Source organism: Achromobacter sp. GW823-FHT04E03, from assembly GCF_058796095.1.
The window spans coordinates 1,179,154-1,201,797 of the sequence record NZ_JBXAIJ010000002.1 but is presented as its reverse complement, the minus strand read 5'-3'; the positions used below and the strand labels follow the sequence as shown (position 1 = coordinate 1,201,797).

Here is a 22,644-nt window from a genome sequence, read left to right as displayed (position 1 = left end):
AAAACCTTCTCTGAAGACTCAGGGTTCGACCTGGGCTTGCGGATTGGGGCATTCGGGCGCCGTGCCCCAATAGCCCGAACACACCCGCAAGCGGCATTGCTCGCTTTCCAGGAAGCCCAGCTTGCGGCATTGCTCCAACCGGGCCGCCAGGGGCGAGCCCGGCAGTTCGCGGACGAAGACGCCGTCGTTCTTGTAGACCTTGGTACCGGGCGGCGACGCCGGCGGCAGGCCATAGGACATCAGTGCGGCCAGCAATGCCGCGTCGGAATCGTTGCGCGGCGTCTTGGCGCGCTGCGGCGCGGCCTGGGGCGACGCTTTGGGCGAGCCTTGCGAAGTGATCGCGCGCGGCACCGTGGGCCCGGCTGCCTTGGGCGCAGCGGCCTGCGCCTGCAACGCAGCGCGAGGCTGCGGCGGCGCGGCGGTGACGGCCAACGCAGACAAGGGGTTCTCGGGCGCGCGGTCCTCATCGGCATTGGGAAGTCCCAATTGCGCGAGAGGATGGTCTTCGATGACGGCCGCGGAAGAAGGCTGCGGGTCGGGATCGGCAGCGGCCACGCGCGCACCCGCTGTTGGAGCGGCTGGCGCGGCGGCGGGCTGCGCTGGCGGCGTAACCGGAGGAGTCGATTCAGCAACCACAGGCAGCGGCGGCGTATCGAACACGCTATATAGCACCGCGCCCGCAGCGCCCGTCAGCAATAGCAGCAGCAAGGCCAGCGGCAAGCGGGAACGGCGCTTGGGCGCCAGGTGTTTGACTTCGGCGTCCGGCACTCGCCCCTCTAGCGCGGCGAGGATGCGCGACGCTGCGCGTTCATCCGGTGACGGTGAGCGTCCTGCGAGCAAGCTGGGAACAGAGGTCGGTGATCGCGATCTTTTTTCGTCTTCTGCCATGCGAAGTCCCGTGTCTGCAGAGGTCGTCTAAACCCCTGTAACCAAGGGGTTCGAGAATACCTGATGACTTCTTTCGCATCATCGATTCTTGTTACGAGTTCTAAGTCACAGACGCGTTTTGCAACGTCCAAGCGCTTGCCTGAATCCCGAATAGAACAAAAGATTACGCCTTCGTAACTGAGGGACCTCCTTGCTTCTCCTGCTGCCTCTCTACTTTCTGCTCGCCATCGGCGTTTCCGCGTTGCTTGTCTTTCCGTCCTTGCGGGAGGCCACGGCAAGGGGAGCGCGCGCGCTTGCACAGGGAATACGCCAGGGCATGGCGCGCGGCGCGGGACACGCAGGAGGGGCGATGGGCGACTCCGCGCAGGCGCTGCGCACGGGCTTTGGAAAGGCTGGCGGCGCGTTTTCGGCATACCGCTGGCACATCGCTGCGGGCCTGCTGGTTGTGTTGCTTCCGTCACTTTTCGCTTTCGTCATGCGACACAATCACACATTTGTTTACGAGGATCGGACCGCGGGTCCGGACCCTCGCATCCAGGCTTTGCTGACCGGCGAAAGACTGGTCCCGCCGCCTCCGCTGCCGCCCGAAGCGTTCACCACGCGCGAAGTGGAATTGGTGCGTCCCAACCTGGGCGGCGCCAGCCGCGACTGGAACCTGCTGGACGCCGATTACCGCCAGCGCCTGCTGGCCGCGTACCGCGTGATGCGTGAAGAGCACGGCTACGAGATGGTGCTGATCGAAGGCTATCGCAGCCCCGACCGCCAGGCGGAGCTTGCCAAGATGGGCTCGCACGTGACCAATGCCGGCGCCTACCAGAGCTATCACCAGTTCGGCCTGGCCGCGGACAGCGCCTTCCTGCGCGACGGCAAGGTGGTCGTGTCCGAAAAGGATCCCTGGGCCATGCGCGGCTACGAACTGTTCGGCGAAACCGCCGAGCGCGTCGGCCTGACCTGGGGTGGCCGCTGGAAGATGATGGACTTCGGCCACACCGAGCTGCGCCGCCCCGGCGTCATGCGGCGCAATGGCGGAGCCGCGCAATGATCAACTCCGAAAGCGTCATATCGCATCCATGAGCCGCATACTCAAAACCGGGCTGTTGCTGGCCCTCGTCTTCGGCGTGGTCTGGCTCGCCGTCATCATCTGGTGGCAGGAGTCGCGCACGCTGCCTACGGGCGTGGACATCGGCCTTTATCTGTTCGCGCTGCCGCTGGCGTTGATCGCCGCCGCCTGGAGCGGCGCGCGCATCGTGCGTGCGCGCCGCGAGGCCCGCGCCGCGCCGGCGCAGCCCGCGCAGGACGACGCCGCCCAGACCGCCGAACCCGCTCCCCAGGCCGCGAGTCTGCGCGTGCTGGCCAGCGCTGCCAGCGCCGCCGTAGGCAGCGAGGCCATCGCGATCCATGCCGCACTGGCCGCGCAGCAGCGTCCGGATCTGGACCCTTCCTTCAAGAACACGCAAGGCTTTCCTGTCTTCAGCGCGCGCGCGCCGCAGCTCGATACCGATGCGCTGCGCGCCGCGGCGCGCGAGGCCCGCGCCCCGGCCGCCGCGCTCGAAGAAGAACCCGTGCGCGCAACCGCCCTGCTGGCAGAGGTGGTGGAGGCGCTGGCGCTGGAAGCGCGCGCCATCGTGCTGAAGCAAGGCGAACCGCAACATGACGAAGCATGGCCGCTGCTGCAGCTGGAACTGCTGCTGCCCGCCGACTGGTCCGACGCCGTGCGCGACCATGCCGTGGACCAGGCACTCGCGGCGGCGGCGTGGCCTGCCAGCCGCATGATCCCGCGCCTGCACGCCGCGCCAGACGCGCTCACCAGCGATGGACTGCTGCGCCAGCTGGCGCAGGAACCCCTGACCGCGCGCAGCGCCACGCTACGCCTGGTTGCTGTCGCCGACTCCCACATCGATGCGACGCGCGTCGAGCAATGGGACGCCGCCGGCCGGCTCATGTCGAACGCCAATCCCCAAGGCCAGGTGCCTGGCGAAGCCGCGGCGGGCCTGTTGCTGGACCTGGGCGCCCATGCGCCTGGCGGCGAGCCCGCACGCAGCGACTCCGCGCTGACCCTGACCCTGTCCGCACAAACACAGCGCGCGGTCGACGCCGACGCGCGCGGCGCGCTGCATGAGCCACGCGTGACCGAGTTGGCCACGCAATTCCTGGCCGAACAAGGCCAACCCGCCGATGGCGTGGCCGCGCTGATCAGCGATGCCGACCACCGCGGCAGCCGCCCGCTGGAGACCGCCGGCCTGGCTGCTGCGCTGTTTCCGGCGCTGGACCCCAACCAGGACTGCCTGGCAGTAGGTTCCGGCTGCGGCCATACCGGCGCGGCCGCGCATCTGCTGACCGTGGCCGTCGCGGGCGCCGCCTGCGCCCAGGCCGGCGCGCCCGTGCTCGCCCTCATGACCCAGGACCCGGCGCTGCGGACGCTGGCGCTGGTGTCGCCTTCCGAAACCCTCCCCGCCTGACCCACAAGAACATAGCTCAAACCATGCGCAGCCCCTCCGATCTCCTATCCGGCGCCTCCCGCGCCATCAGCGAAGGCCGACATTGGTCCTCGCGCGCGCTGGCCAATCCGCGCACCTTCATGGCGCTCGGGCTGCTGGCCCTGGTGGTCTTCCTGTTCCTGTTCGCCGACACGGTGGAGATCGGCCTGGTCTGGGCGGGCATCGCCCTGGGCGTATGCGTGCTGCTGTGGCTGTGCGCCTATCTGTGGCGCCGGCGGCGTACCCGCAAGGCCAACAAGAACCTGGGCGACATGCTGGAGCAGCAGGTGCAGACGGGCGCCGCCGCCAACCGCAACGACGTGGAAGCGCTGCGCACGCGGCTGATCCAGGCGGTGCGCACCATCAAGACCTCGAAGATCGGCCAGACCTCGGGCAACGAGGCCCTGTACGAGCTGCCCTGGTACATCGTCATCGGCAACCCCGCGGCCGGCAAGAGCAGCGCCGTGATCAATTCCGGCCTGCAGTTCCCCTTTGCGGACAAGAACGGCGCGGCGGTCCGCGGCGTGGGCGGCACGCGCAACTGCGACTGGTTCTTCACCACCGAAGGCATCCTGCTGGACACCGCCGGACGCTACTCGGTGCATGAAGAGGACCGCAACGAATGGATGGGCTTCCTGGACCTGCTCAAGCGGCACCGTCCCAAGGCGCCCATCAACGGCATCATCGTGGCCGCCAGCATCGACGAGCTGACGGGCGCGGGTCCGGAGTTCGCGATCAACCTGGCCAAGAACCTGCGCCAGCGCGTGCAGGAGCTGACCGACCGCCTGGAAGTGTTCGCGCCGGTCTACATCATCTTCACCAAGGCCGACCTGATCTCGGGCTTCAGCGAGTTCTTCTCCGACAGCGACCAGAGCGAGCGCGACCGTGTCTGGGGCGCGACCCTGCCCTACGGCGCCGAGGAAAACCGCGACGTGCTGGCGCTGTTCGACAGCCGCTTCGACGAACTGTATGAAGGCCTGAAGGAAATGGGCACGGCGCAGATCTCCCTGCGCAACAGTCGCGACCTGCCGCCAGGCCTGCTGACGTTCCCGCTGGAATTCGCCGGCATCAAGCCGGCGCTGCGCACGTTCCTGTCCACGCTGTTCGAGACCAATCCGTTCCAGTACAAGCCGGTGTTCCGCGGCTTCTACTTCACCAGCGCGCTGCAGGAAGGCATCACGCAAAGCACTTCCACCGAGCGCCTGGCCGAACGCTTCGAACTGCGTCCCGCCGCGCGCGCGCAGTCGCGCAGCGTCACCTCCAACAATGGCTTCTTCCTGCGCGACCTGTTCTCCAGCGTGATCTTCGCGGACAAGAAACTGGTGCGCCAGCACGCCAGTCCCGCCAAGACGCGCATGCGCTACCTGGCCTTCTTCGGCCTGGTGCTGGCGCTGGGGCTGGTACTGGGCGGCTGGAGCTGGTCCTACCTGGGCAACCGGCAACTGGCGCAGAACGTGCAAGCCGACCTGGACAAGGTGGTGCGCCTGCAAAGCGAGCGCACCGACCTGCAAAGCAGGCTCGAAGCAATGGAAATCCTGCAGGACCGCATCGAACAGCTGGATCGCTATTCCTCCAGCCGTCCGTGGTCCCTGGGGCTGGGCCTGTACCAGGGCGATGTGCTGAAGGAGCGGCTGCTGGCCGAGTACTACAACGGCGCGCGCCAGTTCATGCTGACGCCGGTGAAGGCCAGCCTGGAAGACTTCCTGGCCAAGGTCGACACCTCCGCCGCAGCAGCCAGCGGCAACGCGCCGCAACCGGCGCCGCAGCAGGCCCGCGCCGCGCACGCGGGCAATGGCGACACGCTGTTCCAGGACGCCTCGCCCACCAACGCGGACGACGCCTACAACGCGCTCAAGACCTACCTGATGATGGCCAACCATCAGCACGTGGACCCCACGCACCTGTCAGACCAGATCACGCGCTTCTGGCGCGGTTGGCTGGAAACCAACCGCGGCGCCATGCCGCGCGACCAGTTGATCCGCAGCGCCGAGCGGCTGATTTCGTTCTATGTCGGCCGCGCGCAGGACGAAGGCTGGCCGCAGATCGACACCAATCTGGCGCTGGTCGAAAAGACCCGCGGCAGCCTGCGCGCCGTGATGCAGGGCATGCCGGCGCGCGAACGCGCCTATGCCACGCTCAAGGCGCGCGCCGCGACGCGCTTCCAGGCCATGACGGTGGCGCGCATCGTGGGCGAGAACGACGCGGGCGTGGTCGCCGGCAGCTACGCCATCCCCGGCACGTTCACGCGCGAAGCCTGGGAACAGTACATTCAGCCCGCCATCGGCGAGGCCGCCAAGAAGGAAGTGCAGACCAGCGACTGGGTGCTGGGCGTGAACGCGCGCGACGACCTGACGCTGGAAGGCAGCCCGGAGCAGATCCAGAAAAGCCTGGCGACGATGTACAAGACCGAGTACGCCGAGGAGTGGCAGAAATTCCTGCGCGGCGTGACGATCAAGCCCTTCACCAGCTTCGAGCAATCGGTGGGCGCGATGAACCGCCTGGGCGATCCGCAGACCTCGCCCATCGCCAAGCTCATCAATACCACCTATGAGCAAACCTCCTGGGACAACCCTTCGCTGATCAACGCCGGGCTGCAGCAGGCCCAGAGCGGCGTGGTCGGCTGGTTCAAGCGCGTCATCCTGCGCCAGACGCCGCCGTCCGCCGCGCCCGCCACCGCCGCCAACGGCGAGGCGATTCCGATGGGTCCGGTGGGACGCGAATTCTCCGACGTGGCGCGCCTGGTGGTCACGCGCGACAACCAGTCGCTGCTGGGCAACTACATGGGCGCGCTGTCCAAGATCCGCACCCGCTTCAACCTGCTGAACAACCAGGGCGATCCCGGCCCCGGCGCGCTGACGCTGATGCGCCAGACCCTGGAAGGCAAGGACTCGGAACTGGCCGACGCGTTGAAGCTGGTGGACGAGCAGATGCTGGCAGGCATGTCGGCGACGCAGCGCGAGACCCTGCGCCCGTTGCTGGTGCGCCCGCTGATCCAGGCCTACGCCGTGACCATGCAGCCGGCGGAATCCGAGTTGAACAAGGTCTGGAACGCGCAGGTCTACCGCCCGTTCAACCAGACCCTGGCGGAGAAGTACCCCTTTGCCAGCCGCGCCAGCGTCGAAGCCAGCAGCGATGAGATCGGCCAGGTGTTCGGCCCGCAGGGCAGCATCGCCAAGTACGTCAACGACACGCTGGGTCCGCTGACGGTGCGCCGCGGCGACATCCTCACGGCACGCACCTGGGGCGACATGGGCGTGAGCCTGCAGCCCACCTTCACGGCCAATTTCGCGCAGTGGGTGGCGCCGCTCTCGGGAGGCGCGGCCGGCAGCGGCGCGGCCAGCCAGCCGCAGACGCTGTTCCAGATCCAGCCCAAGCCCGCGGCCGGCGTGACCGAGTACACCATCGAGATCGACGGCCAGCAGCTGCGCTACCGCAATACCCCGCCGCAGTGGGTCAATTTCGTGTGGCCCAACGCCCAGGGCGCCCCCGGCGCGCGCATCACCGCCACCACCTTCGACGGCAGCGTGGTCGAGATCGTCAACGAACCCGGCCGCTTCGGCCTGGAACGCCTGATCTCCACGGCCCAGCGCACCGCCAACGCCGACGGCAGCTTCAACATGAGTTGGGGCAAATCCAACGTGACGGTGCCGGTGAAGCTGCGCATCATCAGCAACGCCCAGGCGCCCGGCGCCGGCGGCAGCGAGCCCGGCGGCAGCCAGGGCCTGCGCAACCTGCGCCTGCCCTCGTCCGTGATCGGCGCCTCTCCCGAATCCTCCGCCCAGACGCAACCCGGAGCGCCGCAATGAGCAGCCCGCAGTCCCCCTTGTTCCGCACGGCCTACTTCGGCAAGATTCCCAGCCGCGGTGATTTCGTGAAGAACACTTCACATCCGCAGCTGATGGCCACGCTGGATGCCTGGGTCGCCAGCACCATGGAGATGCTGGCGCAGGAACCGCACTGGAAGGCGCTTTACGACGAAGCCGAGCCCATGCCGTTCGCCATCCTGGGGTCGCGCGGCAAACTGGCCATCGCGGGGCATCTGCAGCCCAGCCAGGACCTGTCGGGCCGCCGCTACCCTTTCCTTTCCGCCACCTCGGTGGAAGTGCAGAAGCCGTTGGCCTTCATTGCCCGCAGCCCCATTGCCTTCAGCCGCATGTGGAACCGCATGAGCGGCGCCGCCGCCCTGCTGATGCAGGACGGCGATCCCGCCTCGGCGCTGCAAACGCTCAACGAACTGGAAGGTGAAATCCGCACAGCGGCCGACGACGGCTTCGACGCCTTCGTCGACCTGCAGACCGTGGAGCGGCTGGAGGCGATGCTGCGCGGCAACGGACACGCCGCGCGCGTGCACGACATCATCCTGGCGCTGGGCATCCTGCTCGAGCCGGTGATGTCCAGCGGCTCTTCGCAGCTGGACAAGGGATTGTCGCTGCCGCTGCCGGACGACCCGCTCTACATCAACCTGGTGGCCGCCTACTGGATGACGCTGATCTCGCCCTTCCTGTCGCGCGCGGACTTCGAGATCACCCTCTTCATCGGCCGCATCGCCGGCAAGCACCGGCTGGCCGTGGATTTCCGCGGCGCCTCGCCGCAGACGCTGGCCAGCCTGCTGTCCACGCCGCAGGCGTATGCCGAACAGCACATCGTGCTGGAGGACGCGCCCTGGGTCCGCAACCACGTATCGGCCAGCCACGGCCTGGCCAAGCTGTCCAGCTACCTGGACCAGCCGCGCCTGTCCTTGCGCCTGGCGCTCGACACCTTTCTTGAAGTCTTTACCGGAGCCTGACCATGCGCCTTTCCTTCATGCTCATGGCGGCGCTGTATGCCTGCACGGCCGCAGCCCAGGACGCGGCCACGGTGGTGCCCGCCAACGTCATCCCCCAGCCCGGCCAGGTCGTGGCCAGCGGCGCCGTGCCGGACGAAGCCGCCAAGGCCGATGTGCTGGCCCGGCTGCAGCAGGTGTATGGCGTGGGCAACGTGATCGACCAGATCGATGTGGGCGGCGTGGTCGCGCCGCCGAACTGGTCGGAGCACGTCGGCAAGCTCATCGGCCAGCCATTGAAACAGATCAACCGCGGCCAGCTGGAGATCGACGGCACCCAGATCCGCCTGCGCGGCGAGGTGCAGAATGAAGCCTCGCGCCAGCAGATAGCCAGCGCCTTCGCGACCTCGCTCAATCCCACCTACAAGATCGTCAACGGCCTGCGCGTATCCGCCAGCAAGGACGAACAGGGCTTGCTGGACCAGGTACTGACCAACCGTGTGGTGGAATTCGAGACCGGCAGCGCCACGCTCACCCCGCGCGGCCGCGAGCTGCTGGACAAGGTGGCGGACGTGGTGCCCAAGCTGCATAGCGACAAGGTGCAGATCATCGGCCACACCGACAGCTCCGGCAGCCGCAGCACCAACCTGGCGCTGAGCCAGGCGCGCGCCGATGCCGTCAAAACCTACCTGGTGGACAAGGGCCTGCCGCCCGCGCGCTTTGAGACGCTGGGCGCGGGGCCTGACCAGCCGGTCGCCACCAACGCCACGGCCGAAGGCCGCGCCAAGAACCGCCGCATCGAGTTCCGCGCCAGCCGCTAGGCGCCTGGCGCTTGGCCGGCCCGCGCGGGCCGGCTTGTGCAAACAGTGACTTTGCGTTCAGCCGTTGTGGTCCGGCGGCTTGGGCACGCCCAGCAGCTCTTCCAGGCCGGACAGCGCATCGCCGTTCTTGAGGACGGTGCGCAGCCACAGGTGCAGCGACATCTCGCCCCAGCTGGCGGCCTTGTCGGCCAGATAGGCCACGGGGCTGTGAGGCTCGGTGCGGCGGAAGAACTCCGCCACTTCCCGCAGCTGCGCCAGCGCCTGCTCGCGCGTTTGCAGCGGGCCGCGCGCGGCTGCGGGCGCGGCGGAAACAGGGTCGGCAGCGGACAAGGTCGGCTCCATCCGGGCAGCTGCGGGCGCAGCGGTGGGAGCGGCCGGCGCCGCGGTATCCGCGCGCACCAGCAGCCCGGCGTCGCGGGCGAAGCGGCGGGTCAGCTCGGTCACGTCGCGCAGCGCGTCACGCACCGGCGAGAAGGCCGGGCCCTCGTCGCCCAGGCGTTGCGCCAGGGTCTGTTCCAGCGTATCCAGCGCCGCGAAGCAGCTTTGCAGATTGCCTTCCAGTTCGGAATAGAAAGCGGGCGGCGTGTCGCGCCGCGCCGCGTCGAACTGGTCCAGCGTGAGCTTGCCGCGCGTGATCTCGGCCGCGTTCTGCGGCGCGCGCTTGGCCGCGTTGGCCAGTTGCGAGGCGCTGTCCCACAGCGCCGCGCCATAGCGCCCGCCCTCCGACTGGGTCAGCGGCAGCTCGCGGATCAGCTGTTGCGAGCGTGCCAGCAGCCAGGCCAGGTTGCCCACGCGCTGCTGCACGTCGCCCTCGTCCGGCACGGGGTGCAGGCCGTCCCAGTAGTGGCGGCACAGGCCGTCCACCAGCAGATAGCCGTCGCGCAGGCCGGCGAAGCCGCGCGTCTTGGCCCAGGCCTCGGCCAGCCAGGCGGCCACGCGCACGTCCTTGCTCTGTTCGCGCAGCACCGTGGTGCAAATGCGGATGACTTCCGGCCAGTCGGCCTCCTTGATGTCGATAACCCAGTCGCCCTGGTCCAGGTTCGGATCATCGTGGCGGCGGGCTTCGCGGATGGCGTCAAATTCGGCTGAAAACACCATGTCGACGCCGCAGGGCGCCTCGCCCGCAATGGGCTGCAGCAATGTGTCGATATCGCTCATATAGATCTGGTCGGATGGCAGGATCGCGGCCGCCGGGCCAGCGGCGGGCAGCGACAAGAGGACCGATCCTCCCATATCTGTAACGACGGCGCGTTTGAAGATGACACGTCCTATTACAAAACGCATCACGGACCCTGGATATCATGCGGGTTCCCCAGGACAAGGATGCGCGATGAACAAGTCATTCCACATGATGCCCGACGGCCGCTTCATCATTGGCAAGCCGCGCCGTTGCCCCGACGGCACCTACGTCGGCGACGGCGGACCCATCACCCGCGCGCCGGATGGCACTTACGTTGCCGGCAAGCCGCAGCGCGCGCCTGACGGCCGCTATCTGGGCGGCGACGGTCCGGTGCGCATGGCGCCCGACGGCAGCTTCGTCACCGGCACGCCGCGGCAGGCGCCGGACGGCACCTATCTGTAAGCACACATAACCAAACTGACAGGGCAACAGGCAGCCATGGCGCAGCTATCGGTGATACGCAAGGGCGACCGCACCTCGCATGGCGGAGTGGTCGTCACGGGCGACGAAACAGTAATGATCTTCGGCCAGCCCATGGCCCGGCTTGGCGACCGCGTCACCTGCCCCAAGTGCAGCGGCACGCATACCATCGTCGAAGGCGCGGCCGCCGTCAGTTCGGACCGACGCACCGCGCTGGAAGGCATGAAGACATCCTGCGGCGCCACGCTGATCGCAAGCCAGCAGTTCTACCGGCTGGAGCAGGGCTAGACCCCGGACCGCGCAAGCAGGCGCCTCAATCCCAGGCGCAGCGCCAGCACGGTGAACGCAATAGGCAGCACCATGCGCCACTGCGCCACGAACAATTCCATCGTGGCCTCGGGCGGCGCCAGATAGAGCGCAACCAGCGCGGCGGCCAGCGTCGCCGCGGCCCGCCATGCGGCCGAACGGCGCACCCGCGCCGCGCGCTCGGCCAGCGCCAGCGCCAGCAGGCCGGCCAGCCCCGCCAAGGCGGCATCGACGTAGAAGTCGAACGGCCCGTACATGAACGGCGCATCCGGAATCATCCAGCCGTAGGCATCGGTCTTCAGCACTGAAGTCAGGCAAGCGCCGAACAGCGCCGCCGCAGCAGAGAGCAGCAGGAAATCACAGAACCGCAGGAAGAATTTCGGCATCATGGAACGGGAATGCGCCGCGTGCGGCGGCGGGGTGCGGGCGCAAGAATGCCACAGGAGGAATCCCGCTGCATCCGATACGCACCGCCCGGTGCGATTGCTCGCCAGGCAGCGGCGCGCCGCGTTCTCTGAGAGAATGCCGCCTGTCTCTCAGGCTCCACCGCTCAGACCTCAAGCAGCACCCATGACGCTTCCGCAATCCAGGCTGTACCCGTTGCTGTTGTCCGGCGCGCTCGCGCTTGCCCAGGCGGCTTTGCCGGCATATGCCTCCGCCGGCTCGTCCTCCCGGAAAGCCGCCACCCGCAACACGCCCGCGACGCCGCCCCAAGGCATGCCGCAGTACGGCAAGGGTGAACATGGCCGCTACCTGATCCTGAGGCTGGACAACAGCCGCGGCGGCGGCATCGCTCCCAATACGCCATACCGCCTGTTCCTGACAGGCGCGGACAAGGCCATCGAGGGTACGCCCGACCACGACGGCATCGTGCACGGCGTCACCGACGCGCTGGGCCGCAGCGCCTGGATCTGGACCCGCGAGGCGCATTCCGCCGAAGACTTCACCTTGATCCGGCGCATAGGGAGCGGCGCCTGGGGCAGTGTTTTCCAGCTGCAGAGCGGCGGGGATAATGGTCCGCTGGGGGGGTGGCCTTACATCACCACCATGCATGTGCGCTGGGGTGAGCAATGGGTAGACCTTGGGTACAGCACCGCGCAGGGCAATACCGCCTACTTCAGCCACGCCCGGCCGGCGGCCTCCCTTTCGATCTCGGTCGAGGCCAATGCGGCAGAGAACCGCCGCTGCTTCGACGAGCTGGACGCCATCAACCGCAAGTTCAGCCAGGGCGATGCCGAGGGCGCGCTGCAACTGGTGGATACCGCCGCCTGCGGCGCAGAGCCGCAGCAACAGCTGGACATGGCCAACCTGCTGCTGATGGCCGGCCGCGCCGACCTGGCGCGCCTATGGCTGGAACGCGCCCGCTCAGGATCCGAGCCCGTGGATCATGACGTGCTGCGCGCAAGATTCAAGCTGGAACGCCTGCTGGGCCTGCCCGCCCTGGCGCTGGAAGACGCGCTGGAATTGCAGCGGCGCCAAGCCGACGTCCCCCTGCGGGACGATCCCGACTGGGCCAACAGCATCGCCTACTATCTGGCGGATTTTCCCGACTACCTGGCGCAAGCCGAGGCGCAAGCGCACAAATCGATAGCCACGGCCGGCGCCCTTCCCTACAACCTGGGAACGCTGGGCTGGATCCTCGTCCTGAGGGGCGAGGTCGACGGCGGGCTGGACCTGCTGAAGCAGCCCTACCGCGAGATTCCGCGCGACGAGGAAATCGTGGCCGATTACGGCCTGGCGCTGTGGCGCCACGGCCAAAAAGGCCTGGCCACTGGGCTTTGGAAACAAGCCGAGGCCCAATGCGTGTGGGGCGGGCGCATGTACGACGCGCTGCGCGAGGCCGGTCATCCGCACCCCTACTTCCAGGCCGCGAATTCCCGAGCGGTGCAGGCCTATCAGCAGCGCTGCGCGGCGCCGCAGACCAAACGCAAGATCAGGACTGGCGCTGCCGTCAAAGCGTAAAATAACGAAGACAGACCAGCAGCGCCCCGCAGCAGCGGTACGCGCAGGAGACCACCATGAAATCCGCCCTGATCCGCTTGCTTACTCTCATGGCCACGGCCCTGGTCCTGGCCGGTTGCGCGCAGGGCAATGGCGGCCCGCCCCATCCCGGCGCGGTCAATCCCTACAGCCAGGGCGGCTTCCACGACGCCGGCCCCAACTACCCCGACACCGGCCGCTGACCAGCGCCGGCCTCAGGCTTCCCGCAGCGCGCCCGACTTCAGCAGGGGCGCCAGGATGCCGGCGGTGTAGACCCGCGCCAGGTTCACCAGGAAGTCAGTGAAGTCCGCCTTCGCGGCATGATCGGCCTGATCCGAAATCACCCTCAGCACAGCGAAGGGCACGCCGAATTCGTAGCAGACCTGCGCCATCGCCCCGCCTTCCATTTCCAGGCAGAGCGCATCGGGCAGGCGCTGGCGTAGCTGGCGCGCATAGTCGTTGCTGTTGACGAAGACGTCGCCGGTGGCGATGAGCCCGTGGTGCACCCGCGGCGGCTGTCCGCCTGGCCCCACCGGCAAGCCGCCCTGGCGCACGAACTGTCCCGCGCTTTCCAGCAGCCGTTCGCTCAGGACCGGATCCGCATCGAAGCGTTCGCGCCCCAACAGGGGAATCTCATGCTGTCCAAACAGCGGGCGCGCGTCCATGTCGTGCTGCATCAACGCACTGGCCACGACCACATCGCCCACCGCCACATCCTCATGCAAGCCGCCCGCCAGTCCGGTGAAGACCACCCGCGACGCCTTGAATTCCTGGATCACAATGGATGCCGTCGCAGCCGCGGCCACCTTGCCAATCCGGCTCAACGCAATCACGCAAGGCGTGCCCCACAAGGTGCCGACGTGGAAGTCGCGCATGGCAATGCGGTGAATGGCGGCGCCCGGATCCATCGCCGCCAGCAGGTCGGCGATCTCTTCGTGCAAGGCGCCCAATATGGCTAAACGTCCCATGTACATCTACTCGATTGATGCGCGGCCCGCGGCCGCCCTGCCCCGCAACATACTCCATGCCCGGCGCGGCCGCCAACGCGTGCGGGCCTCCCCGCGCTTGCCTGGAGGATTGCTACTTTTGATGTAGTGAAGTTTTCCTCCTGCGCCCGCGCCGCCGTGCGAACCCAGACAATGCGCTGGATTGCGACCAATTAGCTAGTCAAAAAAGCGGTGTACGTCCATGCAGCAGGGAAACCATGCACCCGGCGGCGTCCGAACGCCGTGCTAGCTTACCGTCGCGCACGACGCGGACCATGCCAGCAAACAGATTCATTGCAAGACTCAATCTGTGGAGAACGATCATGGTGAAGAATCTGGCCGTATTCTTCGACGGGACCTGGAACGAACCCAATGACCGCACCAACGTCTACGAACTCTACAAGGCGGCGCCCGAGACCTCCACGCAAGAGACGTTCTACATCGAAGGCGTAGGCACGCAGGGCCAGGGCCTGTGGGCGGCCATCGACAAGTTCGCCGGCGGCGCCTTTGGGGCGGGGCTGTCGGCCAATATCCGCACGGGCTACCGCTGGCTTTGCCAGCGCTACCAACCGCGCGACCGCATCTTCCTGTTCGGGTTCAGCCGTGGCGCCTACTCCGCCCGCAGCCTGGCCGGCATGGTGCGCAAATGCGGCCTGCTGAACGATCCCTCCGACAACAACGTGGAGCAAGCCTATGCGCTCTACCGCGACGACTGCATCCCTTCCTCGCTGGAAGCCGCGACCTTCCGCGTGAATTTCTCGCGCGAGACCGACGTGCATTTCGTCGGCGTCTGGGACACGGTCGGCAGCCTGGGCATACCGGTAGGCGGCATCCCTTTTCCGGGTTTCTCCAGGTTCTACAACTTCCACGACACCGAACTCAGCAACCACGTCCATCACGCCTATCACGCCATCGCCACCAACGAATTCCGCGAACCGTATGCGCCTACCCTGTGGACCCGGCTGGCTGACTCCGAGCCTCGTCCAGCCGACCATCCGGTCGAGCAGCGCTGGTTCATCGGCGCCCATTCGGACGTCGGCGGCGGCTACCGGGACGGCAGCCTGCAGACGCTGCCCGCCTCGTGGCTGCAGGAGAAGGCGCGCCAGGTCGGCCTGGAGGCCGGACTGGCGCAACGCGTCGCCACGGACTACGACCAATGCGAGCCGCACGACTCCTACCGCGAGTTCACGGAGAAGGTGCTGATCCATGTAAAAAAACGCCCCAGGCTGTGGGATGGCGCGACCGTGCTCAATCTGACGGTGGACGACCAACTCCTGAAGCGGTTCGGGCGCAGCCTGGATTTCCTGAAGGAGTATCCCGACTTCAAGGACGCGCTGGAAAAGCTGCCCGTCTCACGGCCATGATGGGCCCGCCGCGCATGTTGGAAGAAGCCCTGAAAGCGCTCGCAATAGAGTGATGCAATGCGCTGGCAAATGAGACTTTACGACTTAAAGCGATACAAACTTCGTTCCGTCGGACTGTGGCGGGAAAACCATGCATTGGGCGGCCCATTTCAAGTAACCTCCGGCCACCAGTCATTGTTCCGAGCCGATGTTTACGCATGTTCCGCAATGTCTTTGCTCTCAAATCCCTTGAAAGGTATTTCCTGACACTGGCAGCCGGCGTAGCGCTGCCGGTTTCCATGCTGACCGTGATCGTGGTGCAGCAGAACTGGCGGTCGCTGGCCGCCACCGACGACGCCATGCGGGGCTTCATCGTGGTCCGCACGACCCTGATGACGATGGAAGCGGTATCCGCCGAACGCGGCCCAATGAACTCGGCGCTGGGCTCCGACCTGCCGGTCCCCGAAAACATCCTGCGCGCGCTGGCCGAAGCCCGCCAGCGCACCAATGCGCAAGTCGCCGACCTGCTTGCGCTCTACCGCGCACCTCTCAATCCCAACGGCGCCCGCGAATTCACCAACATCCAGCGCATCCGCGAGTCCCTGTTGAACGCCCGCGCCAGCGCCGACGCGGCCATCGCCGCGCCCCGCGCCAACACGTCCGGCCACAACCTGTGGACAGTGGTCGGCGACATGGTGGCGGTGGTTCCCGAACTGCGCGCCGCGATGTCCGACGGCATCGGCCTGGTCGCCCGGAACCAGGGCGAAGACTTCGACCTGCTGTCCCTGGCGCTGCTGGCCGGCGAACTGCGCGAACAGGCGGGACTGGTCGGCTCCACGTTCGCGCCGGCCCTCAGCAAGCGCCGCACGCTGACCGCCAGCGATCAGCTGAGGATAGAACGCGTGATCGGCCGCATCGACGAACTGCGCGCCCTGATCGACGCCAACATCGCCAGCATGCCGCGATACGCATCCTCCCTCGCCTACCGCGAGCTGCAGCAGCAGTACTTCGGCGATGGCATGAGCTACCTCGACAGCGTGCGCGCCATTGCCGAACGGGCGCCCGAGGAGTCATTGGTGTCGATGTACGAACTCGGCGCGAACTATGTGCCGCGCATGAAGTCCATCGTCCGGTTTCGCGACCTGATGCTCAACGAAGTGGAACGGCGCATCGGAGAAAACCGCCAGGCCGCGATCCGCGTGCTGCTGACCACCCTGGCGGCCGCGGCGATGCTCACGGCCGCGTTGATAATCGGCCTGACCATGTTCCGCAAGCGCGTCATCCGGCCTTTCGTCCGCGCCACGAACATCATCGGCGCGATCGCGAAAGGCGGCGATGTGCCGCCCATTCCCGCCGACCAGTACCGGGGCGAAGTCAACGGCATGTTCAAGGCGCTGAACGTGCTCAACGACAACGCCACCGCCGTCCGTAAGCTGGAACTCGAACGCGACCGCCTGATTCAAGACCTCGCCATCATGGCCGAAACGGATTTCCTGACCGGCCTGCTGAACCGCCGCGCCTTCGAAAAGCGCCTGGAAGCTTCGCTGGACGATATCCGCAACGATCCGCAGAGCGGTCTGGGCTTCATCCTGTTCGACATCGACCACTTCAAGTCCATCAATGACACGCACGGCCACGCTACAGGCGACGAAGCGCTGAAGACCGTGGCCGATCTGTGCCGCAAGACCTTCCGCGAATCCGACGTGGTCGCGCGCGTGGGCGGCGAAGAGTTCGCGGTGCTGTGCCGCAGCCGCAACCCCGACCGCGTCCGGGACATCGCGGAACGCATGCGGCTGAGCATCGCGCAAACGCGGCTCAGTGCCGGCGCAGGCGCCAGCTTCAGCATGACCGCCAGTTTCGGCGTGGCCCACGCCCGCGGCAGCGATACGGCAGCGCTGGAAAACCTGTCGCGTCGCGCCGACGAATTGCTATATAAGGCCAAGCTGACCGGCCGCAACTGCGTGCTGCTCGAACAGATGGCTTGACGCCACGAGCCCCTCAAGCCGCCAGCGTTTCCCGCGCCGGCGCGCGGTATTGCTCCCACAGCCCGGCTTCCCGCGCGCGCGCCCGTTCGACGTTCTGCTCCTTGACATGGCCATAGCCGCGGATCGTGTCAGGCAGCGCGGCCAGTTCCAGCGCCGTGGCGCGATTGGCCGCGTCCAGCGTGCGGGAGAACTCCTCGGCCAGCGCCAGGTAGTCGGCCGCCAGTTGTCGCTCCATGCGGCGTTCGGCGGTCTTGCCGAACACGTCCAGCCAGGTGCCGCGCCACCGCTTCATGGGCGCCAGCGCGCGAAACGCCAGTCCCATCCACGAACCGTAGGCGCGCTTCTGCACGCGTCCGCGCGCGTCGCGGCGCGCCAGCGCGGGTGGCGCCAAGTGATAGCGCAGCCGGTAGTCGCGGCCGGGTTCTCCTTCGAACTGCTCGCGCAGCCGGGCCTTGAAGGCCGGATCCACGTACAGGCGCGCCACCTCGTACTCGTCCTTGTAAGTCATGAGTTTGGCGAGGTTTCGCGCGACCGCCTGCGTGACCTCGAAACGCTGCGGATCCGCCAGCGCGGCTTCGCGCGCCCGCACCGCTGCCACCGCATCCTGGAAGCGCGCGGCGTAGGCCTCGTCCTGATAGGCGCGTACGTGTTGCGCCAGCCGCTGGATCTGGCCGTCCAGGGACTCCGGCAAGGCCATCACCTGCGCCCGCGGCGCCGGCTTGAGCGCGGCGGCGCCATGATGCGCGGCTTGCCGGCCCAGTTCAAAGGCGGCCAGGTTCTTTTCGACCGAGACGCCGTTCAGCTCGATGGCGCGCCGCAGGCTGTCCAGCGCCAGCGGCAGGCCGCCCTGCTGCCAGGCATAGCCCAGCAGCAGCGGATTGGCGTAGATGGTGTCGCCGAGCAGGGCCTCGGCCAGCGGGCCGGCGTCGATGAAATCGCAGTTGCCGCCCGTGCTGCGCGCCAGCGCGGCTTCGGCTTGCGCGCCGGGGAAGCGCCAGCTCGGCTGCGACAGGAAGGCTGCCGTCGGCGCGGCGCTGCTATTCACGACGGCGCGGCCATGGTCCGGGCGCAGGCGCGACAGCACTTCGGGCGACGCCGACACCAGCGCGTCACAGCCGATGACCAGGTCGGCCTCGCCCAGCGCCACGCGCGTGGCATGCAGGTCCGCGGGGCGATTGGCCAGCTGCACGTGGCTGAGCACGGCGCCGCCTTTCTGCGCCAGCCCGGCCATGTCCAGCACGGTCACGCCCTTGCCTTCAAGATGCGCGGCCGCGCCCAGCAGCGCGCCTATGGTCACGACGCCGGTTCCGCCCACGCCCGCGATCACCACGCGGTAGGCCCCAAGCGGACGGATCCCTGCCAGGTCGGGCTGCGGCGGTTCGGCCAACGCGGGGAGATCCCTGCCCGTGCCCGGCTTGCGCAGCGTCGCGCCTTCCGCCGTGACGAAGCTGGGGCAAAAGCCCTCCACGCAGGAAAAGTCCTTGTTGCAGGACGACTGGTTGATGCGGCGTTTCGTGCCCAGCGGCGTATCCAGCGGCTCGACCGACAGGCAATTGGATTGCACCGAGCAGTCGCCGCAACCTTCGCAGACCGACTCGTTGATGAAGGCGCGGCGCGGCGGATCGGGATACTCGCCGCGCTTGCGGCGGCGGCGCTTCTCGGTGGCGCAGGTCTGGTCGTAGATCAGCACCGTCGTGCCAGCGATGTCGCGCAAGGCGCGCTGCACGTCGTCGAGCGCCTTGCGGTGGTGCACCTCCACGCCCTGCGGCAACGCGGTAGCGCCGGCGTACTTTTCCGGCTCGTCGGTCACCACCACGGTCTTGACCACGCCTTCGGCCTGCATCTGGGCGGCGATCTGCGGCACCGTGAGCACGCCATCCACCGGCTGCCCGCCCGTCATCGCGACGGCGTCGTTGTAGAGAATCTTGTAGGTGATGCTGGCGTGCGCGGCGACTGCCGCGCGTATGGCCAGCAACCCCGAATGGAAATAGGTGCCGTCGCCCAGGTTGGCGAAGATGTGACGCTCAGCGGTGAAATCCTTCTGCCCCAGCCAGGCGACGCCCTCGCCGCCCATCTGGCTGAAGGTGTCGGTCTTGCGGTCCATCCACATCGCCATGTAATGGCAACCTATGCCGGCCACGGCGCGCGAGCCTTCGGGCACGCGGGTGGAGGTGTTGTGCGGACAGCCGGAACAGAACCAGGGTTTGCGCTCTTCCACCAGCGTGGGACGGGAAGCCTCGCGCTCCTTGGCGTCGATGACAGCCAGCCGCGCCGCGATGCGCGCTCTCAGCGCATCCGACAGGTCGGCCTTTTCCAGCCGCGCGGCGATGGCGCGGGCGATCAGCGCGGGCGACAGCTCGTGACGCGCGGGCAGCAGCCAGCCGCCGCGCGGCGTGGACCATTCGCCGCCGCCGTTGTCGCGTTCGTCGAACTTGCCGTAGACGCGTGGCCGTACATCGTCGCGCCAGTTGTAGAGTTCTTCCTTCAGCGCGTATTCCAGGATCTGGCGCTTTTCCTCCACCACCAGGATCTCTTTCAGGCCGGTGGCGAACTCGCGCGCATCCTGCGCGTCCAGCGGCCAGATGCAGCCCACCTTCAGCACGCGTATGCCGGCCTCGCTACAGGCCGCCTCGTCCAGGCCCAGGTCGTTGAGCGCCTGGCGCACGTCCAGATACGCCTTGCCCGCGGTCATGATGCCGAAATGCGCTTGCGGGGAATCCAGCACCACGCGGTTCAGCTTGTTGGCGCGCACATAGGCCAGCGCCGCATACCACTTGTGGTCCAGCAGCCGCGCCTCCTGCGCCAGCGGCGTGTCGGGCCAGCGGATGTTCAGGCCGCCTTCGGGCAAGACGTCTTCGGGCAGCACCACCTGCACCCGGTCCGGATCCACTTCCACCGAAGCGCTGGACTCGACCACGTCGGTCACGCATTTCATCGCCACCCACAGGCCGGTGTAGCGGCTCATGGCCCAGCCATGCAGGCCGTAGTCCAGGTACTCCTGCACGTTGGACGGATACAGCACTGGTATGCCGCTGGCGATCAGCACGTGCTCGGACTGGTGCGCCACCGACGAGGACTTGGCGGCATGGTCGTCGCCCGCCAGCATCAGCACGCCGCCATGCGCCGAACTGCCGGCGGAATTGGCATGCTTGAGTACGTCCACCGACCGGTCCACGCCCGGCCCCTTGCCGTACCACATGCCGAATACGCCGTCGCGCGCCGCCCCCGGAAACAGGTTCAGCTGCTGCGAGCCCCATACCGCCGTGGCGGCCAGGTCTTCGTTCACGCCGGGCTGGAACACCACGTCGTTGGCCTGCAGGTGGCGCTTGGCCTTCCACAGGGCCTGGTCCAGCCCGCCCAGCGGCGAGCCGCGGTAGCCAGAGATGTAGCCGCCGGTGTTCAGGCCGGCCTGCAGGTCGCGCTGCTTTTGTAACAGCGGCAGCCGCACCAGGGCCTGGGTGCCACTCAGATAGATGCGCCCGTGGCTGCGGGTGTACTTGTCGTCCAGCGTCAGGCCATGGGTATCGGCCGCGCCTGCGGAAAGGGGGGTGTCCACGCTAGTCTCCTGCGTTCCGGTTCTTGGTGTTTTGCCGCAGTGTAGGAAGCAGGCTGGTTATCGTATATTCATATATTCAGGTATCAGGTATGCGCTAAACAGATGGCTAACGATGTCACCCTGCGCCAACTGCGCTACTTCGCGGCTGCCGCCCGGACCGGCCGGTTTTCCATGGCCGCCGCCGACGAGCATGTCTCCCAATCCGCGGTCACCAACGCCGTCCTGGCGCTGGAGGCGCAACTGGGCGTGCGGCTGTTCGACCGCCATCCGCATGGCGTCACCCTGACGCCCGAAGGGCATAACTTCCACCAGCGGGCGCGTGAAGTGCTCGACTCGCTGGACGACGCCCTGCGCGAGCCCGGCTTCCAGCGCTATGCGCTGCGCGGCGCAGTGAGGATCGCCGCGTCCTACACGGTGCTGGGCTACTTCCTGCCCGACCTGCTGGCGCGCTTCCGGCGGCGCTATCCCGACGTGGAGCTGGACCTGGTAGACCTCGACCGGCCCGAGATCGAAGCCGCCGTAACCCGCGGCGAGGTCGAGCTGGGCGTGGCGCTGCTGTCCAACGTGGAACGGCGCGAGCGCTTCGGCCACCAGGTGCTGGTGCGCTCGCGGCGGCAGCTATGGACCGCGTCCGGCCATCCGCTGGCGCAGGCATCGGCGCCGTCGCTGGCCGACATTGCCGGCTATCCCTACATCCTGTTGGAAATGGACGAAGGCGAACGCTCCGCGCTGGCCTACTGGCGCGCCCACGGCCTGCAGCCCGACATCGCCTTCCGCACGCGCTCGATGGAGGCGCTGCGCGGGCTGGTCGCGCATGGCTTTGGCGTCACCATGCTGTCGGACATGGTTTACCGGCCGTGGTCGCTGGAGGGCCGCAAGATCGAGGCCGTACCCATTACCGATGCCGTCCCGCCCATGGAGGCCGGGCTGCTGTGGCATCCGCAAGCGCGGCTGGCCAAGCCCGCCGAAGCCTTCCGCCAGTTCATGATCTACGCCTGCGGCGTCTAGCGCCGCAGCACGCCCGGCCCGTTACACCAGGATCGCGCCCTTGCGGCGTGTGAACTGGGCCAGGGAACGCAGGGCCAGCGCATGCATGGCCGCCACAGACGGCAGCAGCGTTTCTTCCTTGCGGGTCAGCACGCCGACGATGCGCTCGACCGTGGGTTCGGCCAGCGGCACGAAGGCCAGTCCGGTCGCGGCCGCCGGCCGCGCCAGCACCGGCAGCACCGTCACGCCCAGCCCGCTGACCACGCTGGCCAGGAGCGACGCGCGGTTCGACACCACCATGAACGGGTCCTCGATGGCGCTGCCCAGTTGCCGGTTCTTCAGCGTGTCGAAGGTGGCATTGCCTATCAGGCGCTCGCCCGCCAACGCCGACCAGGGCACGGGGCCGCGCCGCCGCGCCAGCGGATGGCTCTTGCGGCACACCAGGCCGAACGCGTCGCGCGCCACCGGCGCGAATGCCACCTCCGCGGTGCGCGGCACCTGCCCCGCCACCCCTACCTGCACCTCACCGCTCAGCACCAGCCGGTGCACATCCTGCGAGGACTCGTCGACGGCGCGGATGCGGATCGCGGGGTGGCTGCGCGCATAGCGCTCCAGCAAACGCGGCAGCCACTCGTCGGCCAGCGACGGCATCACCGCCAGCGATACCGGTCCCTGGCTGCCCAAGCCGAACTGACGCGCCGCGTCCAGCACCCGGTCGTGGGTGGACAGCAGTTCGCGGAACAGCGGAGCCACGGCGATACCCAGGGGCGTGAGCTGCGCGCGCTTGCCGGGTTCGAACAGCGGCGCGCCCAGCTGCTGCTCAAGATCCTGCATGGCCGCCGACACGGCCGCCTGCGAACGGAATGTGCCTTCGGCCGCCAGACGGAAACTGCCGTGGTCGGCCGCCAACAGAAACTGGCGCAGATGCTGGATCTTCAAGGGCGCGGACATGG

Annotated in this window: 18 protein-coding genes; 12 read left to right on the top strand and 6 right to left on the bottom strand. The window is 67.7% G+C overall.

Features of this window, described 5'->3' with window-relative positions:
- Nucleotides 1-18: 18 nt before the first annotated feature.
- Nucleotides 19-768 (bottom strand): hypothetical protein, encoded by a 750-nt coding sequence (locus tag AC1RHV_RS16890; RefSeq protein ID WP_054452052.1) that lies wholly within the window; start codon nucleotides 766-768, stop codon nucleotides 19-21.
- Nucleotides 769-1,078: 310 nt separating this feature from the next.
- On the opposite strand from AC1RHV_RS16890, the gene AC1RHV_RS16885 reads away from it, so the two are divergent.
- The 5 genes from AC1RHV_RS16885 to AC1RHV_RS16865 all read left to right on the top strand — a co-directional run bounded on the left by AC1RHV_RS16885 (nucleotide 1,079) and on the right by AC1RHV_RS16865 (nucleotide 8,948).
- On the top strand, nucleotides 1,079-1,930 hold the full coding sequence (locus AC1RHV_RS16885) for a M15 family metallopeptidase (protein ID WP_054452053.1): 852 nt from the start codon (nucleotides 1,079-1,081) through the stop codon (nucleotides 1,928-1,930).
- Between the two features lie 28 nt (nucleotides 1,931-1,958).
- Complete coding sequence (locus AC1RHV_RS16880) at nucleotides 1,959-3,347, top strand: hypothetical protein (protein WP_492301420.1); 1,389 nt, start codon at nucleotides 1,959-1,961, stop codon at nucleotides 3,345-3,347.
- A 119-nt stretch (nucleotides 3,348-3,466) separates the two neighbouring features.
- Nucleotides 3,467-7,171: a type VI secretion system membrane subunit TssM gene (tssM, locus tag AC1RHV_RS16875; protein WP_225588949.1), complete on the top strand. Its 3,705-nt coding sequence runs from the start codon at nucleotides 3,467-3,469 to the stop codon at nucleotides 7,169-7,171.
- The gene (gene tagF, locus AC1RHV_RS16870) at nucleotides 7,168-8,151 is read left to right on the top strand and encodes a type VI secretion system-associated protein TagF (RefSeq protein ID WP_054452055.1); all 984 of its coding nucleotides are present in this window, start codon (nucleotides 7,168-7,170) and stop codon (nucleotides 8,149-8,151) included. Before tssM ends, tagF begins: the two co-directional genes overlap by 4 nt.
- Nucleotides 8,152-8,153: 2 nt before the next feature.
- Nucleotides 8,154-8,948 (top strand): OmpA family protein, encoded by a 795-nt coding sequence (locus tag AC1RHV_RS16865; RefSeq protein ID WP_492301419.1) that lies wholly within the window; start codon nucleotides 8,154-8,156, stop codon nucleotides 8,946-8,948.
- A gap of 57 nt (nucleotides 8,949-9,005) precedes the next feature.
- Here AC1RHV_RS16865 and tssA read toward each other — a convergent pair whose 3' ends face one another.
- On the bottom strand, nucleotides 9,006-10,106 hold the full coding sequence (tssA, locus tag AC1RHV_RS16860) for a type VI secretion system protein TssA (protein ID WP_492301771.1): 1,101 nt from the start codon (nucleotides 10,104-10,106) through the stop codon (nucleotides 9,006-9,008).
- A gap of 172 nt (nucleotides 10,107-10,278) precedes the next feature.
- Here tssA and AC1RHV_RS16855 point away from each other — a divergent pair, with 172 nt between their 5' ends.
- A complete protein-coding gene (locus AC1RHV_RS16855) occupies nucleotides 10,279-10,530 on the top strand; it encodes a hypothetical protein (RefSeq protein ID WP_054452057.1) in 252 nt (83 codons plus the stop codon).
- Between the two features lie 36 nt (nucleotides 10,531-10,566).
- On the top strand, nucleotides 10,567-10,836 hold the full coding sequence (locus AC1RHV_RS16850; protein ID WP_042795237.1) for a PAAR domain-containing protein: 270 nt from the start codon (nucleotides 10,567-10,569) through the stop codon (nucleotides 10,834-10,836).
- Here the strand turns inward: AC1RHV_RS16850 and AC1RHV_RS16845 are convergent.
- The gene (locus AC1RHV_RS16845; RefSeq protein ID WP_492301418.1) at nucleotides 10,833-11,243 is read right to left on the bottom strand and encodes a hypothetical protein; all 411 of its coding nucleotides are present in this window, start codon (nucleotides 11,241-11,243) and stop codon (nucleotides 10,833-10,835) included. The two genes, AC1RHV_RS16850 and AC1RHV_RS16845, sit on opposite strands and share 4 nt — an antisense overlap.
- A 181-nt stretch (nucleotides 11,244-11,424) precedes the next feature.
- Here AC1RHV_RS16845 and AC1RHV_RS16840 point away from each other — a divergent pair, with 181 nt between their 5' ends.
- Both AC1RHV_RS16840 and AC1RHV_RS16835 read left to right on the top strand, forming a co-directional pair.
- Entirely contained in the window at nucleotides 11,425-12,816 is a 1,392-nt protein-coding gene (locus AC1RHV_RS16840) for a tetratricopeptide repeat protein (RefSeq protein WP_492301417.1), read from the top strand.
- A 56-nt stretch (nucleotides 12,817-12,872) separates the two neighbouring features.
- Complete coding sequence (locus AC1RHV_RS16835; protein WP_166738255.1) at nucleotides 12,873-13,037, top strand: hypothetical protein; 165 nt, start codon at nucleotides 12,873-12,875, stop codon at nucleotides 13,035-13,037.
- A gap of 12 nt (nucleotides 13,038-13,049) precedes the next feature.
- Here AC1RHV_RS16835 and AC1RHV_RS16830 read toward each other — a convergent pair whose 3' ends face one another.
- Entirely contained in the window at nucleotides 13,050-13,802 is a 753-nt protein-coding gene (locus tag AC1RHV_RS16830) for a 5'-methylthioadenosine/adenosylhomocysteine nucleosidase (protein ID WP_192353892.1), read from the bottom strand.
- 341 nt (nucleotides 13,803-14,143) lie between these two features.
- Here AC1RHV_RS16830 and AC1RHV_RS16825 point away from each other — a divergent pair, with 341 nt between their 5' ends.
- Nucleotides 14,144-15,184: a T6SS phospholipase effector Tle1-like catalytic domain-containing protein gene (locus tag AC1RHV_RS16825; protein WP_125470159.1), complete on the top strand. Its 1,041-nt coding sequence runs from the start codon at nucleotides 14,144-14,146 to the stop codon at nucleotides 15,182-15,184.
- A 278-nt stretch (nucleotides 15,185-15,462) separates the two neighbouring features.
- Nucleotides 15,463-17,148: a GGDEF domain-containing protein gene (locus tag AC1RHV_RS16820; protein WP_492301415.1), complete on the top strand. Its 1,686-nt coding sequence runs from the start codon at nucleotides 15,463-15,465 to the stop codon at nucleotides 17,146-17,148.
- 13 nt (nucleotides 17,149-17,161) lie between these two features.
- On the opposite strand, the gene AC1RHV_RS16815 is transcribed toward AC1RHV_RS16820, so the two are convergent.
- Nucleotides 17,162-20,704, bottom strand: coding sequence for an indolepyruvate ferredoxin oxidoreductase family protein (locus AC1RHV_RS16815; protein WP_492301414.1), 3,543 nt, complete (start codon nucleotides 20,702-20,704; stop codon nucleotides 17,162-17,164).
- A 102-nt stretch (nucleotides 20,705-20,806) separates the two neighbouring features.
- On the opposite strand from AC1RHV_RS16815, the gene AC1RHV_RS16810 reads away from it, so the two are divergent.
- Complete coding sequence (locus AC1RHV_RS16810) at nucleotides 20,807-21,712, top strand: LysR substrate-binding domain-containing protein (RefSeq protein ID WP_054452074.1); 906 nt, start codon at nucleotides 20,807-20,809, stop codon at nucleotides 21,710-21,712.
- Nucleotides 21,713-21,733: 21 nt separating this feature from the next.
- Here AC1RHV_RS16810 and AC1RHV_RS16805 read toward each other — a convergent pair whose 3' ends face one another.
- Nucleotides 21,734-22,642 (bottom strand): LysR family transcriptional regulator, encoded by a 909-nt coding sequence (locus AC1RHV_RS16805; protein ID WP_175159912.1) that lies wholly within the window; start codon nucleotides 22,640-22,642, stop codon nucleotides 21,734-21,736.
- Nucleotides 22,643-22,644 lie beyond the last annotated feature (2 nt).